We start from the raw sequence: 15,827 nt of genomic DNA, 5'->3' as shown, positions 1-15,827 counted from the left end.
AGCGCTAGCGTCGCTTACAGGGAGTTTTGCGCCTTGATTACCCCATAACAGTGGAGTGACTTCATTACACTCGAAAACGTGCACGCCCGCGTAAAACAGCGGTCTCAGCGGTATTGACTGCTTGGCATAGTCCTTGCTCTTTTCCTTGCGTTCGGCCGGATTAGCAGGTTGTTTGTTCGGTTTAGATGTTTGAACTTGTGATGTTATAAAAACAATTAAACTAGCAAGGTAAAAGATGATGAATAGTTTGCCTCACGGTCACTGTCCACCGGATGGTGAAGAGCACGAACTCAAACGTAATCTGAGCAACCGCCATATTCAGTTGATTGCCATTGGTGGCGCAATCGGCACCGGGCTGTTCATGGGGTCGGGCAAAACCATCAGTCTCGCTGGGCCCTCGATTATATTTGTCTACATGATCATTGGCTTTATGCTGTTTTTTGTCATGCGGGCAATGGGCGAGTTACTACTCTCCAATCTCAAGTACAAATCTTTTATCGACTTTTCGGCAGACTTACTTGGCCCTTGGGCCGGGTTCTTTACCGGTTGGACTTATTGGTTCTGCTGGATTGTCACTGGTATTGCCGACGTGATTGCCATTTCCGCCTATGCGCAGTTCTGGTTCCCGGATATTCCCTTATGGTTGCCGGCTATCAGTTGTGTGGGCCTGTTGCTGTCGCTCAATCTGGTGACGGTAAAAATGTTCGGTGAACTGGAATTCTGGTTCGCCATGATCAAGATCGTGGCCATCTGTGCCTTGGTCTGCACCGGGCTGTACATGGTGGTGGCGGCGTATCAATCGCCGAGCGGCAACGTCGCCTCGCTGGCAAACCTGTGGAACGACGGCGGCATGTTCCCGCACGGCGCAATGGGCTTCTTCGCCGGTTTCCAGATTGCTGTGTTTGCCTTCGTCGGTATCGAGCTGGTAGGCACCACGGCCGCCGAAACCAAGAACCCGGAACGCAACCTGCCACGGGCCATCAACTCCATTCCGCTGCGCATTATCGTGTTCTATGTGCTTGCGTTGATCGCCATCATGGCGGTAACGCCGTGGCGCGAAGTGGTAGCCAACAAGAGCCCGTTCGTTGAGCTGTTCGTGTTGGCGGGCTTGCCGGCCGCAGCAGGGATCATCAACTTCGTGGTACTCACCTCAGCGGCGTCTTCGGCCAACAGCGGTGTGTTCTCCACCAGCCGCATGCTTTACGGCCTGGCGGTCGATGGCGATGCCCCGGGCAAGTTCGGCGCGCTGTCCAAGCGTGCGGTGCCGTCCAATGGTTTGATCTTTTCCTGCATTTGCCTGCTGGCCGGTGCGCTGATCATCTACCTGGTGCCGAACATGCTTGATGCCTTCACCTTGATAACCACCGTGTCGGCGATTCTGTTCATGTTCGTCTGGTCGATGATCCTGTTGTCGTACCTGGCCTATCGCAAAAAGCGCGACAGCCTGCACCGCGCCTCGAAGTACAAAATGCCCGGCGGTATCGCCATGGCCTGGGTTTGCCTGGTGTTCTTCGCCTTCATCCTGGCGTTGCTGGCCCTGGAAGACGACACCCGCAAGGCACTGTTCCTGGTTCCGCTGTGGTTCGTGGTACTGGGCCTGTCGTACCGCTCCATCCGCCAGAAAAGGCTGGAGAACGTGCAACTGACACTCAAGACCGATTGATAACCCTGTTGATGATCTAACCCAGGGGGGACGGTGCCGCGCGCGCCGTCCCCCTGTCGTCTTTTGACAAGGAGAGAGCGGCGATGCGAATCCACGTCACCTTCATAGACCGCGTGGGTATTACCCAGGAAATCCTGGCCCTGCTGGGGGCGCGTAATCTCAACCTCGACGCGGTGGAAATGATCCCGCCCAACGTCTACATCGACGCCCCGGCATTGTCGCAAGGCGTGCTGGACGAACTGCACGATGCGTTGCTGCGGGTGGACGGTGTGCAAGCGGTAGAGCTGGTTGACTTCCTGCCTGGCCAACGCCGGCGTTTGCAACTGGAAGCCCTGTTGGCGGCGATGAGCGACCCGGTGCTGGCGGTGGACCCCGGCGGCCATGTGCTGCTGGCCAACCCGACGCTGGTCAGCCTGGTGGGCCGTGAACCGGCAGGCGAGCCGTTGTCCAGATTGTTCAGCGAGCCCGACCTGGCGCAGACGCTGATTGCCAAGGGCTTTCGCTTGCCGATGTGTGAAGTGAGTTTTCAGGGGCAGGCGCTGTTGTTGGAGGCCACCCCGATCAGCGGCGGCACCGATGCACTGGTCGGTGGCCTGTTGACCCTCTATCCACCCAGCCGCATTGGCGAGCGTCTGGCCTCGCTGCTGCATGAGCATGCCGAAGGCGGGGATGCCATCTTGGGTGAATCGCCGGCGCTCAAGGAACTCAAGGTGCGCCTGCACAAAGTTGCCAGCCTGGAAGCGCCGCTGCTGATTCAAGGGGAAACCGGCACCGGCAAAGAGCTGGTCGCCCGTGCCTGTCATGCTCTTAGTGCCCGCCGCGACGCTTCGTTCCTGGCGCTTAACTGCGCGGCGTTGCCAGAGAGCCTGGCCGAGAGCGAACTGTTCGGTTACTCCGCCGGCGCCTTTACCGGCGCCCAGCGTGGGGGTAAACCCGGGTTGTTGGAACTGGCCGACGGCGGCACGGTGTTTCTCGATGAGGTGGGCGAGATGTCGCCGTACCTGCAGGCCAAGCTCCTGCGATTTCTCAATGACGGTAGTTTTCGCCGAGTGGGCGGCGACGGCGAGGTGCGGGTCAATGTCCGGGTGCTGTGTGCCACCCACCGCAACCTGGAAAACATGGTGCTCGACGGCAGCTTTCGCGAAGACCTTTATTACCGCCTCAACGTGCTCAACGTGATGGTTCCGCCGTTGCGTGAGCGCGGCAAGGACATCCTTTTGCTGGCCGAGCATTTTCTGCGTCAGGCCTGCGCGCAAATCCAACGTTCACCCTGCCGGCTGGCGCTGGCCACCCATCCGTTGTTGCTGGGCAATCGCTGGTCGGGCAACGTGCGCCAGTTGCAGAACGTGATCTTCCGCGCCGCCGCCATCAGTGAAGGCGAGGTGATCGATTGCGATGACCTGGAACTGGCGGGCACGGCGTTGAGCGGTCGTCAGGCCGATGCCCAAGAGGTGACCAGCCTGGAGGCGGCGGTGCAGGGCTTCGAAAAGTCCCTGCTGGAGAAGTTCTATGCGACCTATCCCTCGACTCGGCAATTGGCCGTGCGCCTGCAAACTTCCCACACAGCTATTGGCCAGCGCCTGCGCAAATACGGTATTGCCAGCAGGAGCGTGTAGGCGCGGGCTTGCCCCGCGATAGCGGTATGTCAGCCACATCACATTGCGGGGCAAGCCCGCTCCTACCGGGTGCAAACACCCTGGTTCGAAAACGCTCCGCTGGAGTGATTGTGCTCCAGCAGGGCTAACCCGTGAATTCATTGAGTGAACCTGCAAACCACTGTAAGGCGCACCTTAGCGCGGAGCGATTTCGCTCCACTGCTAAGGTTGTTGGTAATACTAAAAAATCACTTAACTCATTGATAAACAACAACTAAATCAAGTTGGCACCGCTCTTGCTCTTGTTCTATCAGTCCTGCAACAGGGCCCACCTAAAAACAAGAGGAAGATCCATGAGCATTCTGCGTTTTACCCCCGAACACGAATGGCTGCGTCTGGAAGAGAGCGGTGAGCTGACCGTTGGCATCACCAGCTTTGCTCAGGAAGCACTGGGTGACGTGGTGTTCGTGCAGTTGCCTGAGTTGGGCCAATACGGTGAAGGCCACGAAGTGGCGGTGCTGGAGTCGGTGAAGGCTGCCAGCAACATCAGCATGCCCCTGGCCGGCGAAGTGGTCGCGGTCAACCAGGCCTTGGCCGACGACCCCGAGCTGGTCAACGCCTCGCCGATGCAAGACGGCTGGTTCTTCCGCATCCAGGTCGCCAACCCTGGTGACCTCGACACCTTGATGGACCAGGACGGCTACGACCGCTTCCTGGCCGATAACGCCTGAGCCAGGGTACCGACATGAGCAGAACAACTCCTTTGCTGGGCACCGCCAATGAGTTCATCGCCCGCCACATCGGCCCGCGTGAGGGCGATATTGACGCCATGCTGGCGTTGGTCGGCCATGACACGCTCGACAGCCTGATCGACAGTGTCATCCCTGACAGCATCAAAGGCACCAGCGTGCTGGAACTGTCCAAGGGGCAGGGCGAGCAACAAGCCCTGGCCGCAATCAAGGCCATCGCCGCGAAGAACCAGCTGTTTCGCAACCACATTGGCCAAGGGTATTACCCGTGCCACACGCCGACGCCGATTCTGCGTAACCTGCTGGAAAACCCGGCCTGGTACACCGCCTACACGCCGTACCAGCCGGAGATTTCCCAGGGCCGCCTGGAAGCGCTGTTGAATTTCCAGACCTTGATCAGCGACCTGACCGGTATGGAAATCGCCAACGCCTCGTTGCTCGACGAAGCCACCGCAGCCGCCGAAGCCATGACCTTCTGCAAGCGCCTGGCCAAGAGCAAGGCCCCGGCGTTTTTCGCCTCCCGGCACTGCCACCCACAAACCCTTGACGTACTGCGTACCCGCGCCGAGCCACTGGGCATCGAGGTGGTCATCGGTGATGAGGCAGCATTGGAACAACAGGGCCTGGACGGCTATTTCGGGCTGCTGCTGCAGTACCCGGCCAGCACCGGTGCGATCATTGATCACCGCGCCCTGGTCGAGCGCGCCCATGCCGCTGGCGCGCTGGTGGCGGTGGCCGCTGACCTGTTGGCCCTGACGCTGCTCAGCGCACCGGGTGAGTTCGGCGCCGACGTGGTTCTTGGCAGTGCGCAGCGCTTTGGGGTGCCGCTGGGCTTTGGTGGCCCGCACGCGGCGTTCTTTGCTACCCGTGATGCCTTCAAGCGCGATATGCCGGGGCGTCTGGTCGGTGTATCGATCGACCGCTTCGGCAAGCCGGCACTGCGTTTGGCCATGCAGACCCGCGAGCAACACATCCGCCGTGAAAAGGCGACCAGCAACATCTGCACAGCGCAGGTGCTGCTGGCCAACATCGCCAGTATGTACGCGGTGTACCACGGCCCTGAGGGCTTGGCGCAGATTGCCCGGCGCGTGCATCGCCTGACCGCGATTCTGGTGCAGGGCCTGCAGCAGCTCGGGCACAAGGTTGAGCAGCAACATTTCTTCGACACCGTCAGTGTTGTCTGCGCACAGCCAGTGGCCGATGTGCTGGCCGCTGCCCAGGGTGCCCGGCTGAACCTGCGCGTGCTCGATCAAGGGCGCGTCGGCCTGTCACTGGATGAAACCTGTGAGCAGGCCAGCGTCGAAGCCTTGTGGCAGGTTTTCGCTGCGTCTGGCCAGACGCTCCCGGAGTTCGCCGCGCTGGCGGCTGACGGCGCGGATTGCCTGCCGACGCCACTGTTGCGGCAAACCCCGTTCCTGCAGCACGAAGTGTTCAACCGCTACCACTCGGAAACCGAGTTGATGCGCTATCTGCGTCGCCTGGCCGACAAAGACCTGGCCCTGGATCGCAGCATGATCGCGCTGGGCTCGTGCACCATGAAGCTCAACGCCGCCAGCGAGATGATCCCGATCACCTGGCCTGAGTTCGGCGCCTTGCACCCGTTCGCACCTGCCGAACAGTCGCAGGGGTACCGGCAGCTGACCGACGAACTGGAGGCCATGCTCTGTGCCGCCACTGGTTATGACGCCATGTCGCTGCAACCGAATGCCGGCTCCCAAGGTGAGTACGCCGGCTTGCTGGCCATCCGTGCCTACCACGCCAGCCGCGGTGAAGCGGGGCGTGATGTGTGCCTGATTCCGTCGTCGGCACACGGCACCAACCCGGCCACTGCGCAAATGGCCGGCATGCGTGTGGTGGTGGTCAACTGCGACGAGCGTGGCAACGTCGATGTCGCCGACCTGCAGGCCAAGGCCGAGCAGCATCAGCAGCAGCTGGCAGCGTTGATGATCACGTACCCCTCGACCCACGGTGTGTTCGAGGACCGTATCACCGAAATCTGCGACATCATTCATGCCAATGGCGGCCAGGTGTACCTGGACGGCGCCAACATGAATGCCATGGTCGGCCTCTGCGCACCGGGCAAGTTCGGTGGCGACGTGTCGCATCTGAACCTGCACAAAACCTTCTGCATCCCCCATGGCGGTGGTGGCCCGGGTGTCGGCCCGATTGGCGTCAAGGCGCACCTGGCACCGTTCCTGCCCGGTCACGGCCATATGCAGCACAAGCAGGGCGCGGTCAGTGCTGCCCCTTATGGCAGTGCCAGCATCCTGCCGATCACCTGGATGTACATCCGCATGATGGGTGGAGAAGGGCTCAAGCGCGCCTCGCAGCTGGCAATTCTGAGTGCCAACTACATCGCCCGGCGTCTGGAGGAGCACTACCCGGTGCTGTACACCGGTGAAAACGGCTTGGTCGCCCACGAGTGCATCCTCGACTTGCGCCCGCTCAAGGACAGCAGCGGCATCAGCGTCGAGGACGTCGCCAAGCGCTTGATCGACTTTGGCTTCCATGCACCGACCATGTCGTTCCCGGTGGCTGGCACCTTGATGGTCGAGCCGACCGAGAGTGAGTCGAAGGAGGAACTGGACCGCTTCTGCGACGCGATGATCTGCATCCGCGAAGAAATCCGCGCAGTAGAAAACGGCAGCCTGGACAAGCTCGACAACCCGCTGAAGAACGCACCGCATACGGCCAGCGAGCTGGTGGGTGAGTGGAGTCATGCCTACAGCCGCGAACTGGCGGTGTACCCGCAGGCGTCGTTGCGTGAGAGCAAGTACTGGCCGCCGGTGGGGCGCGTAGACAACGTCTACGGCGACCGCAACCTGGCCTGCGCCTGCCCGCCGATGTCGATCTACCAGGACGCCTGACGCCTATTAGGTAGGAGCGGGCTTGCCCCGCGATAGCGGTCTATCTGTCCCACCGCGATCGCGGGTCAAGCCCGCTCCCACCGGGTTAAACACTAATAAAAAGGAAAGCTGACCATGTTCCACAAAAGCCTGACCCTCTCCGATTTCGACCCTGAGTTGTCTGTTGCCATCCGCCGCGAGGCGCAACGCCAGGAAGACCACATCGAGTTGATCGCTTCGGAAAACTACACCAGCCCGCAGGTGATGCAGGCCCAGGGCACCGAGCTGACCAACAAGTACGCCGAGGGCTACCCCGGTAAGCGCTACTACGGCGGCTGCGAGCACGTCGATGTGGTGGAGCAACTGGCTATTGACCGCGCCAAGGCACTGTTCGGTGCAGGTTATGCCAACGTCCAGCCACACTCTGGCTCACAGGCGAACGCCGCGGTGTACCTGGCCCTGCTGCAGGCAGGCGACACCATTTTGGGCATGAGCCTGGCCCACGGCGGGCACCTCACCCACGGCGCCAAGGTCAGTTCCTCTGGCAAGCTGTACAACGCGGTGCAATACGGTATCGATGCCAACGGTCTGATCGACTACGACGAGGTCGAGCGCCTGGCGGTCGAGCACCAACCGAAGATGATCGTGGCAGGTTTCTCGGCCTATTCGAAAACCCTGGATTTCCCGCGCTTCCGGGCTATCGCTGACAAAGTCGGGGCCTACCTGTTTGTCGACATGGCCCACGTCGCCGGTCTGGTGGCGGCTGGTTTGTACCCGAACCCGCTGCCTTACGCGGATGTCGTCACCACCACCACCCACAAGACCCTGCGCGGCCCACGCGGCGGCCTGATCCTGGCCAAGGCCGACCCCGACCTTGAGAAAAAGCTCAACTCGGCGGTGTTCCCAGGCGGGCAGGGCGGCCCGCTGATGCATGTCATCGCCGCCAAGGCAGTGTGCTTCAAGGAGGCCTTGCAGCCCGAGTTCAAGGACTACCAGTACCAGGTCATCAAGAACGCTCAGGCCATGGCCGAGATCTTCCGTCAGCGCGGCTATGACGTGGTTTCCGGTGGCACCGACAACCACCTGTTCCTGGTCAGCCTGATCCGTCAGGGCATTACCGGCAAAGACGCCGATGCCGCTCTGGGGCGCGCGCACATCACCGTCAACAAGAACGCGGTGCCCAACGATCCGCAGTCGCCATTTGTGACCTCGGGCCTGCGCATCGGCACCCCGGCGGTAACCACCCGTGGCATGCAGGTGCCTGAATGCCGCGCCCTGGCGACCTGGATCTGCGACATCCTCGACCACTTGGGCGATGCCGATGTCGAGGCGCAGGTGGCGAAACAGGTCGCCGAGCTGTGCGCGCTGTTCCCGGTTTACCCGGCCTGACCTTGAGCTCGATGTGCGGAGGCACCTATGTCGCTAAGCGTTTTTGATCTGTTCAAGGTAGGGATCGGCCCTTCCAGTTCGCACACGGTCGGGCCGATGCGGGCAGCGGCACGCTTTGTCGAAGGGCTCAAGGCCGAGGGTGTATTAGACCGGGTCGACAGCTTACGCGCCGAGTTGTACGGCTCGCTCGGCGCCACCGGCAAAGGCCACGGCAGCGACAAGGCGGTGCTGCTGGGGCTCGAAGGCGCGCATCCGGACACCGTCGATACCTCGACGGTGGCGCAGCGGTTGGCGGCCATTCGGCAAAGCGGGACCCTGCGCTTGCTTGGCGAGCAGCCGATCCGCTTTGTCGAGAAAGACCACCTGGCGATGATCCGCAAACCCTTGCCCTATCATCCCAACGGCATGATTCTGCGCGCTTTCGATGCCTATGGCCTGCAGTTGCGCAGCCGCGAGTACTACTCGGTGGGGGGCGGCTTTGTGGTGGACGAGGAGGCGGTCGGTGCCGACCGTATCGTTGAAGACCGCACGCCATTGCGCTTTGCGTTTCTGAGCGGGCGAGAACTGCTGGCGCAATGTACCCAGCATGGCCTGTCGATCAGCCAATTGATGGCCGAGAACGAAACCGCCTGGCGTACGCCAGAGCAGACGCGCCAGGGCTTGCTGCACATCTGGCAGGTGATGCAGGGCTGCGTCGAGGCCGGCTGCCGCACCGAAGGGATCATGCCTGGCGGTCTCAAGGTCAAGCGCCGTGCTGCGGCGTTGCACCGCCAGCTCAGCGCCAACCCCGAGGCCAATCTGCGAGACAGCCTGTCGGTACTCGACTGGGTCAACCTCTATGCCCTGGCGGTAAATGAGGAGAATGCCAGCGGTGGGCGGGTGGTCACTGCACCCACCAATGGCGCGGCCGGAATCATTCCGGCGGTGCTGCACTACTACACGCGTTTCGTCCCCGGCGCCAATGAAGACGGTGTGGTGCGCTTTCTGCTCACTGCCGCGGCCATCGGCATTCTGTACAAGGAAAACGCCTCGATCTCAGGTGCGGAAGTTGGCTGTCAGGGCGAGGTCGGGGTCGCCTGTTCGATGGCCGCCGGGGCCTTGTGTGAAGTGCTCGGCGGCAGCGTGCAGCAGGTGGAGAACGCCGCTGAAATCGGTATGGAGCACAACCTCGGGCTGACCTGCGACCCGATTGGCGGGCTGGTTCAGGTGCCGTGCATCGAGCGCAATGCCATGGGCGCAATCAAGGCCATCAACGCCGCACGCATGGCGCTGCGTGGCGATGGTCAGCACTTTGTCTCCCTCGACAAAGTGATCCGCACCATGCGCCAGACCGGCGCCGACATGAAAAGCAAATACAAAGAGACGGCCCGCGGCGGGCTGGCCGTCAATATCATCGAATGCTAGGAGTCACCCATGTCCACAGAACAACTACAACAAACGCCACTGCATCACCTGCATTTGGAACTGGGCGCACGCATGGTGCCATTCGCCGGCTATGCCATGCCGGTGCAGTACCCGCTGGGGGTACTCAAAGAACACCTGCATACCCGTGAACAGGCCGGCCTGTTCGACGTCTCGCACATGGGCCAGATCCGCTTGCGCGGTGCCGGTGCGGCCAAGGCCCTGGAAGCCCTGGTGCCGGTCGATATCCTCGACCTGCCGGTCGGCATGCAGCGCTATGCGCTGTTCACCAATGAAGACGGCGGCATCCTCGATGACCTGATGGTGGCCAATCTGGGCAACGATGAACTGTTTCTGGTGGTCAACGCCGGTTGCAAAGATCAAGACCTGACTCACCTCAAACAGCACCTGGAAGGGCAGTGCGAGGTCGAATCACTGTTCGACAGCCGCGCCTTGCTCGCCCTGCAAGGGCCGGCTGCGGCGAGCGTACTGGCGCGCCTGGCACCGCAAGTGCAGAGCATGACCTTCATGCAATTTGCCCCTGTGCGCTTGCTCGGTGTCGACTGCTACGTCAGCCGCTCCGGCTACACCGGCGAAGACGGCTATGAAATCTCTGTGCCGGTGGAGGCGGCGCAGAGAGTGGCGCGTTCGCTGCTGGCCGAGCCGGAGGTCGAAGCCATTGGCCTGGGGGCCCGTGACTCGTTGCGTCTGGAAGCCGGGCTGTGCCTGTACGGCCATGACATGGGGCAGGGTATTACGCCGATCGAGGCCAGCCTGGCCTGGGCCATCTCCAAGGTCCGGCGCACCGACGGCGCGCGTGCCGGTGGCTTCCCTGGCGCCGAACGCATTCTGGGCCAGCAGCGCGATGGCGTGGCCAGCAAGCGTGTCGGACTGCTGCCCAAAGAGCGCGTACCGGTGCGCGAAGGGACCGTGATCGTCGATGCCCAGGAGCGGGAAATCGGCCGGGTTACTAGCGGCGGTTTCGGCCCAAGCCTGGGCGGGCCGCTGGCGATGGGTTACGTGCAGAACGCGTTTGCCGCGCTGGACACCGAAGTCTTCGCTCTGGTACGCGGCAAACGGGTGCCGATGGTGGTCGCGCGTACGCCGTTCGTGGCTCAACGTTACTACCGCGGCTAAAGGCCTGGAGCATGAGCATGAACCCAACCCTGCCTGCCGCAACGCGCCCTCAGCCTTTACAGGCTGGCGTGAAACTGCGCGGCGCCGAAAAGGTGGCGCGCATCCCGGTGAAAATCCTGCCTACCGAAGAGGTGCCGCGCAAGCCGGACTGGATCCGTGTCGAGATTCCCACCTCACCCGAAGTGGCACGGGTCAAGGCCTTACTGCGTAAACACAAACTGCACAGTGTCTGTGAAGAGGCCTCTTGCCCGAACCTGGGTGAGTGTTTTTCCGGTGGCACGGCGACGTTCATGATCATGGGCGATATCTGCACGCGGCGTTGCCCGTTCTGTGATGTCGGGCACGGTCGGCCGAAACCGCTGGACCGCGATGAGCCGAAGAACCTGGCGATTGCCATCGCTGAGCTGCGCCTCAAGTATGTGGTGATCACTTCGGTTGACCGTGACGACCTGCGTGATGGCGGGGCTCAGCACTTTGTCGACTGCCTGCGTGAGATTCGCCAGCGCTCGCCGGGCACCCAGCTGGAAACCCTGGTGCCCGATTACCGCGGGCGCATGGAGGTGGCGCTGGCCATCACCGAGCAAGAACCGCCGGATGTGTTCAACCACAACCTGGAAACCGTGCCGCGCCTGTACAAGGCGGCCCGGCCCGGCTCGGACTTCGAGTGGTCGCTGGATTTGCTGGAGCAGTTCAAGCGGCGTGTACCGGGGGTGCCGACCAAGTCTGGGTTGATGCTCGGGCTGGGTGAAACCGACGACGAAGTGCTCGAGGTGATGCAGCGTATGCGCGAACATCAGGTCGACAGACTGACCCTGGGGCAATACCTGCAACCTTCGCGCAGCCATTTGCCGGTTCAGCGATTTGTGCATCCGGACACCTTTGCCCGGTTTGCCGAGCAGGCTTTGGCGATGGGCTTCAGCAACGTCGCGTCCGGGCCGTTGGTGCGTTCTTCGTACCATGCCGATCAGCAGGCTGAGCGGCCGACTTTTTAGGGGGCGGCTGGCCTGTGCCAGGCGCGTTATACGCGGTGGTTATAGCCACGTAGCCAACGCGTCTAGCAGCTCGCTGCGGTAGTGCTTGCCAGCGGGAAAATCTGGGGGTTAGCTGGTCGCAGGCGCGACCGCGCATAACAAGCAGGTGCAAACCATGAGCACACCCCTGGATTTGAATGCCTTGAAAGCACGCCAGCAGGCGGCGTGGGCCAGCGGCGATTACGCAGTGATCGGTACGACCTTGCAACTGGTCGGCGAACGCCTGGCGGAAGCCTGTGATTTACGCTGGGACGAACAGGTGCTGGATGTGGCCGCCGGCAACGGTAATGCCACCCTGGCCGCAGCGCGACGCGGCTGCCAGGTCACCTCCACGGACTATGTGCCCGAACTGCTCAAACGTGGTGAAGAGCGGGCACGGGCTGAGCATTTCAACAATGTGCTGTTTCAAACCGCCGATGCCGAAGCGCTGCCGTTTGCCGAGGGCACCTTCGACGCTGTGATTTCCACCTTCGGCGTGATGTTTGCCCCAGACCAGGCGCAATCGGCACGGGAACTGTGCCGGGTGTGCCGCCCGGGGGGCCGGATCGGCCTGGCAAATTGGACGCCACAAGGCTTTATCGGGCAGATGTTCAAGACCCTCGGCAAGCATGTGCCACCGCCTGCCGGGGCACAACCGCCATCGCGCTGGGGCGATGAGGAGCAGTTGCGGATACTGTTCAGCGACAACATCGGTGAACTCACAGTCAACCGGCAGCTGTTCAATTTCCGCTATCGCTCGGCAGCGCATTTCATCGAAGTGTTCAGAACCTGGTACGGCCCGGTGCACAAAGCCTTTGCCTCGTTGGAGAGCGAGGCCGCTGGTGCGCTGGAACGCGACCTGAGCCAATTGCTCAATGACAACAACATTGCGGGCGCTTCATCGCTGGTGGTGCCCAGCGAGTACCTTGAAGTAGTGATAAAACGGCACTGACTGACCTTGTAGGAGCGGGCTTGCTGTAGGAGCGGGCTTGCCCCGCGATTGCGGCCTGTCAGGCACATCGCATCGCGGGGCAAGCCCGCTCCCACTGGAGGGGATCTGTTATCCTGCAACCTCGTCATCCAACCGAGGTTGTGCATGTCATTGTCTACCCATACTGAAGTGCTCTGGATCGATACGCCGCAAGGTCGCCTGGCGTGCAGCCGATGGTTCCCTGGCAATAACTCGCAGCAGCCACCGATCGTTCTGTTTCACGATTCGCTGGGCTGTATTGCCCTGTGGCGGGATTTTCCCCAGCAGCTGTGCCAGGCCACCGGGCGCGAGGTGATCGCCTATGACCGGCTTGGCTTCGGTCAGTCCGATGCATACCCCGGTGCGTTGCCTCCGACGTTTATTCTCGACGAAGCCGAACGTGCATTCGCCCACCTCAAGCATGCCTTGCAGATCGACAGCTTTGTTGCCCTGGGCCATAGCGTTGGAGGCGCGATGGCAGCAGTCTGTGCGTCGCGCTACCGGCAGTCGTGCGCAGGGCTGATTACCATCGCCGCGCAGGCGTTCGTTGAAGCGCGCACGCTGCAGGGGATCCAGGACGCCAAGGTCCAGTTCCAGAACCCCGAGCACATGGCGCGGTTGAGCAAGTACCACGGTGATAAAGCCCCCTGGGTACTCAATGCCTGGACCCAGACCTGGCTGTCGCCGACCTTTGCTGGCTGGACCCTTGAGCAGATGGTCGAGGTTATCGACTGCCCGACCCTGGTGCTGCACGGCGAGCACGATGAGTACGGCTCAACGCTGCACCCGCAGCGCATCGCCCAACTCCCCAATGGCCCCAGCGAATGCTTGATTCTCGATGGCTGTTACCACGTACCGCATCGTGAGGCGCCAGAGGCAGTGCTCGCGCCGGTCAGTCGCTTTCTTGCCGGGCAATGAGCCTCAGAACCGCCAGGTAGCGCCAGCCCCGAGGGCGTGCAGCGCGGCGTTACGATAGGTCCCTGAAAGCGTGCTGCCTGAGCGTGCTTTGGATTGTTCGACGTCCATGTCACCCAGCCACACCAGGGTGTAGGCAGCATGGACATCGAGGCCTTTGTCGACCTGGTAGTTCACGCCAGTAGCCAGGCGCCAGGCTTCACCCATGGGGTTGTCGACGGTCCGGTCTTTGTCGTCCACCGCCGAGCTGTCATAGCCCAGGCCCATGCTCCAGCGCAGGCGAGGGGTGGCCTGGTATTGCGCCCCTACAGAGGCGTGCCAGGTGTCCTTGTATTGGCGGTTGACCGTGCGGCTGACGTCTTGTGCATCGGCGTCTACCTCTACGCCGACGTCGCCAAATTCGCTCCAGTCCTGCCAGCCCAGGCTGCCAAGCAATTTCCACTGCGTATTGAGGTCGTGGGCGATGCTCAACAGCACCGTTTGCGGCACCGACATGTCCAGCTCCAGCGAGTCGACGTCCAGACGGTTCAGGGCTGCGTTGATGATACGGTTATCGACCTTGCGCACATCGGGGCTGTCTTCGAATTCAAGGTCGACCTTGCTGGTGTAGGCAACGCCGATTTGCGTGCGTTCGCTGAGTTTGTACAGCAGGCCCAGGTTGACCCCGGTGCCGACATCGGTGTCTTTGTATTCGAGTTGGCCGTCGGGGCGATCAAGCACTCCAAGCAGGTTGTTATTGATGGCCATCTCGTTGCGGTAGTAGGCCAGCATGATGCGCGGGCCGATGCCGATGGACAGGTCGTCGGTGAATTTGTAAGCCAGGGTCGGCTGCAACGACATGCCAATGATCGCTGATTCCTGATTGAAGTAGCGTCCGGCCCAATCGTCATCGTAATCAAGGGCCAGGCCGAAATTGCCATACATACCGAAGCCCACGGCTGAGCGTTCGTCGATCTGGTGACTGACAAACAGGCTGGCGCCGGGCAGGTATTGCAACGCGTTGCCGCCTTCGTTGCCACTGAACTGGTTGCGGCTGTCGCGGGAGAATTGCAAGTCACCGAGGATGACCTGCGCGTTGGCACTGATCTGGGTGCCTTGCAGCTCGGTAATACCTGCCGGGTTGCTCATCAAGACGCTGGGGTCGGTCGCCAGTGCCGCCGCACCAGCATTGGCCAGGCCATTGCCTTCCTGGCCCGCTTCGTAAATCAGAATGCCGCCGGCCCAGGTAGGGCTGGAAAACAGCCCCAGGCTCAGCGCCAGGGGCAGTGCGTAATGCTGGACAGCGGTAGGCTTTCGAAACATTGCACTTCCTCCGGGTGCCGCTCAGGCAGCAACGGTAGGCTGCCGGATGTATCAGCCAAGTCAGCCTGACCACCACTGCTGGGGGGGCAGGCTGAGCGGTGGGTACCTGGCGCTACTTGGCTGTCTTGAGTAGCTGGAACTGTTTGACCATGTCAGAGGCCCAGACATTGAGCACGGTCCGGAAGTCTTTCGACTGCATGACCTGAGACGAGTTTTCAAGGTCAGTCCCGGCTCCTTTGCGGACCACCTCGGCCACCACCTTGTTGTTGGTGCCGTCGATGAATACCGCTTCAGTCGCCAGGCTGGTGTCTTGGTCACGAATACCGGTAGCTGCACTGACACCGGCGGCCACCAGGGCGATCGGGATCACCTCGTAGGGGCGAAGGCTTTTGGTTTTCGCGCTCACCGCAGTGATGGCCGGGCGCACCACCAGGGTGTTCGGGCCTGGGCCGTTGGCCAGTGGCAGCTCTTTGGCAAAGGCATTTTTCAACGCCTGGTCGTAATACTGGCTGATGCCATTGAGGGTGGTTGCGGGAATTTTTTCAGTTGGTTGTGGCTGAGGGTGAAATTGACTGGGTACCAGATAGACGCTCTTGAATTTGCTGACATCGATGCCCGGTTCAATCCAGCGCATCACCGGAGCTCCGGAAGGCGATTTCTCCTCCTTGAGGATGCTGTAGTCCTTCAGAAAGCCCGAGTACTGCTCGGGCTCGACGTATTTACTGGTACAGCCCGAGAGCGCCAGGGCTACCACACAAAGCGATGCAGCAAACGATTTGACCTGCATAAGTGTTCTCCAGTGTCGTCAGTTGTCACGTGCATGTGAGGCGAAAAACGTGTCGATCGTCCA

Annotated in this window: 12 protein-coding genes; 10 read left to right on the top strand and 2 right to left on the bottom strand. The window is 61.5% G+C overall.

The window, feature by feature from the left end; all coding sequences use genetic code 11:
* The first annotated feature begins 238 nt into the window (after positions 1-238).
* The 10 genes from cycA to E1573_RS07705 all read left to right on the top strand — a co-directional run bounded on the left by cycA (position 239) and on the right by E1573_RS07705 (position 13,678).
* Positions 239-1,663 (top strand): D-serine/D-alanine/glycine transporter, encoded by a 1,425-nt coding sequence (gene cycA / locus E1573_RS07750; RefSeq protein ID WP_133212265.1) that lies wholly within the window; start codon positions 239-241, stop codon positions 1,661-1,663.
* An 83-nt stretch (positions 1,664-1,746) separates the two neighbouring features.
* Positions 1,747-3,279 carry a sigma-54-dependent transcriptional regulator gene (locus tag E1573_RS07745; RefSeq protein ID WP_133212263.1) on the top strand — a complete coding sequence of 511 codons (1,533 nt, stop codon included), beginning with the start codon at positions 1,747-1,749 and terminating at the stop codon, positions 3,277-3,279.
* Positions 3,280-3,611: 332 nt separating this feature from the next.
* Complete coding sequence (gcvH, locus tag E1573_RS07740) at positions 3,612-3,989, top strand: glycine cleavage system protein GcvH (RefSeq protein ID WP_133212261.1); 378 nt, start codon at positions 3,612-3,614, stop codon at positions 3,987-3,989.
* Positions 3,990-4,003: 14 nt separating this feature from the next.
* Positions 4,004-6,874 carry an aminomethyl-transferring glycine dehydrogenase gene (gene gcvP, locus E1573_RS07735; protein ID WP_133212259.1) on the top strand — a complete coding sequence of 957 codons (2,871 nt, stop codon included), beginning with the start codon at positions 4,004-4,006 and terminating at the stop codon, positions 6,872-6,874.
* A gap of 114 nt (positions 6,875-6,988) precedes the next feature.
* Entirely contained in the window at positions 6,989-8,242 is a 1,254-nt protein-coding gene (gene glyA, locus E1573_RS07730) for a serine hydroxymethyltransferase (protein ID WP_133212257.1), read from the top strand.
* A gap of 27 nt (positions 8,243-8,269) precedes the next feature.
* Positions 8,270-9,646 carry an L-serine ammonia-lyase gene (locus tag E1573_RS07725; protein WP_133212255.1) on the top strand — a complete coding sequence of 459 codons (1,377 nt, stop codon included), beginning with the start codon at positions 8,270-8,272 and terminating at the stop codon, positions 9,644-9,646.
* A 9-nt stretch (positions 9,647-9,655) separates the two neighbouring features.
* A complete protein-coding gene (gene gcvT, locus E1573_RS07720; RefSeq protein ID WP_133212253.1) occupies positions 9,656-10,780 on the top strand; it encodes a glycine cleavage system aminomethyltransferase GcvT in 1,125 nt (374 codons plus the stop codon).
* Between the two features lie 17 nt (positions 10,781-10,797).
* Positions 10,798-11,772, top strand: a complete 975-nt coding sequence (gene lipA / locus E1573_RS07715; protein ID WP_371925141.1) for a lipoyl synthase — start codon at positions 10,798-10,800, stop codon at positions 11,770-11,772.
* A 154-nt stretch (positions 11,773-11,926) separates the two neighbouring features.
* Positions 11,927-12,742, top strand: coding sequence for a class I SAM-dependent methyltransferase (locus E1573_RS07710; RefSeq protein ID WP_133212249.1), 816 nt, complete (start codon positions 11,927-11,929; stop codon positions 12,740-12,742).
* Between the two features lie 144 nt (positions 12,743-12,886).
* Complete coding sequence (locus E1573_RS07705; RefSeq protein WP_133212247.1) at positions 12,887-13,678, top strand: alpha/beta fold hydrolase; 792 nt, start codon at positions 12,887-12,889, stop codon at positions 13,676-13,678.
* Positions 13,679-13,681: 3 nt separating this feature from the next.
* On the opposite strand, the gene E1573_RS07700 is transcribed toward E1573_RS07705, so the two are convergent.
* Complete coding sequence (locus tag E1573_RS07700; protein WP_133212245.1) at positions 13,682-14,977, bottom strand: OmpP1/FadL family transporter; 1,296 nt, start codon at positions 14,975-14,977, stop codon at positions 13,682-13,684.
* 112 nt (positions 14,978-15,089) lie between these two features.
* The gene (locus E1573_RS07695) at positions 15,090-15,764 is read right to left on the bottom strand and encodes a DUF3313 domain-containing protein (RefSeq protein ID WP_133212243.1); all 675 of its coding nucleotides are present in this window, start codon (positions 15,762-15,764) and stop codon (positions 15,090-15,092) included.
* Between the last annotated feature and the right edge of the window lie 63 nt (positions 15,765-15,827).

Origin of the sequence: Pseudomonas sp. H9 (genome assembly GCF_004353925.1) — a bacterium.
Taxonomy (GTDB): domain Bacteria; phylum Pseudomonadota; class Gammaproteobacteria; order Pseudomonadales; family Pseudomonadaceae; genus Aquipseudomonas.
The sequence above is the reverse complement of the archived record's forward strand: the minus strand, read 5'-3'. Positions and strand labels throughout refer to the sequence as shown.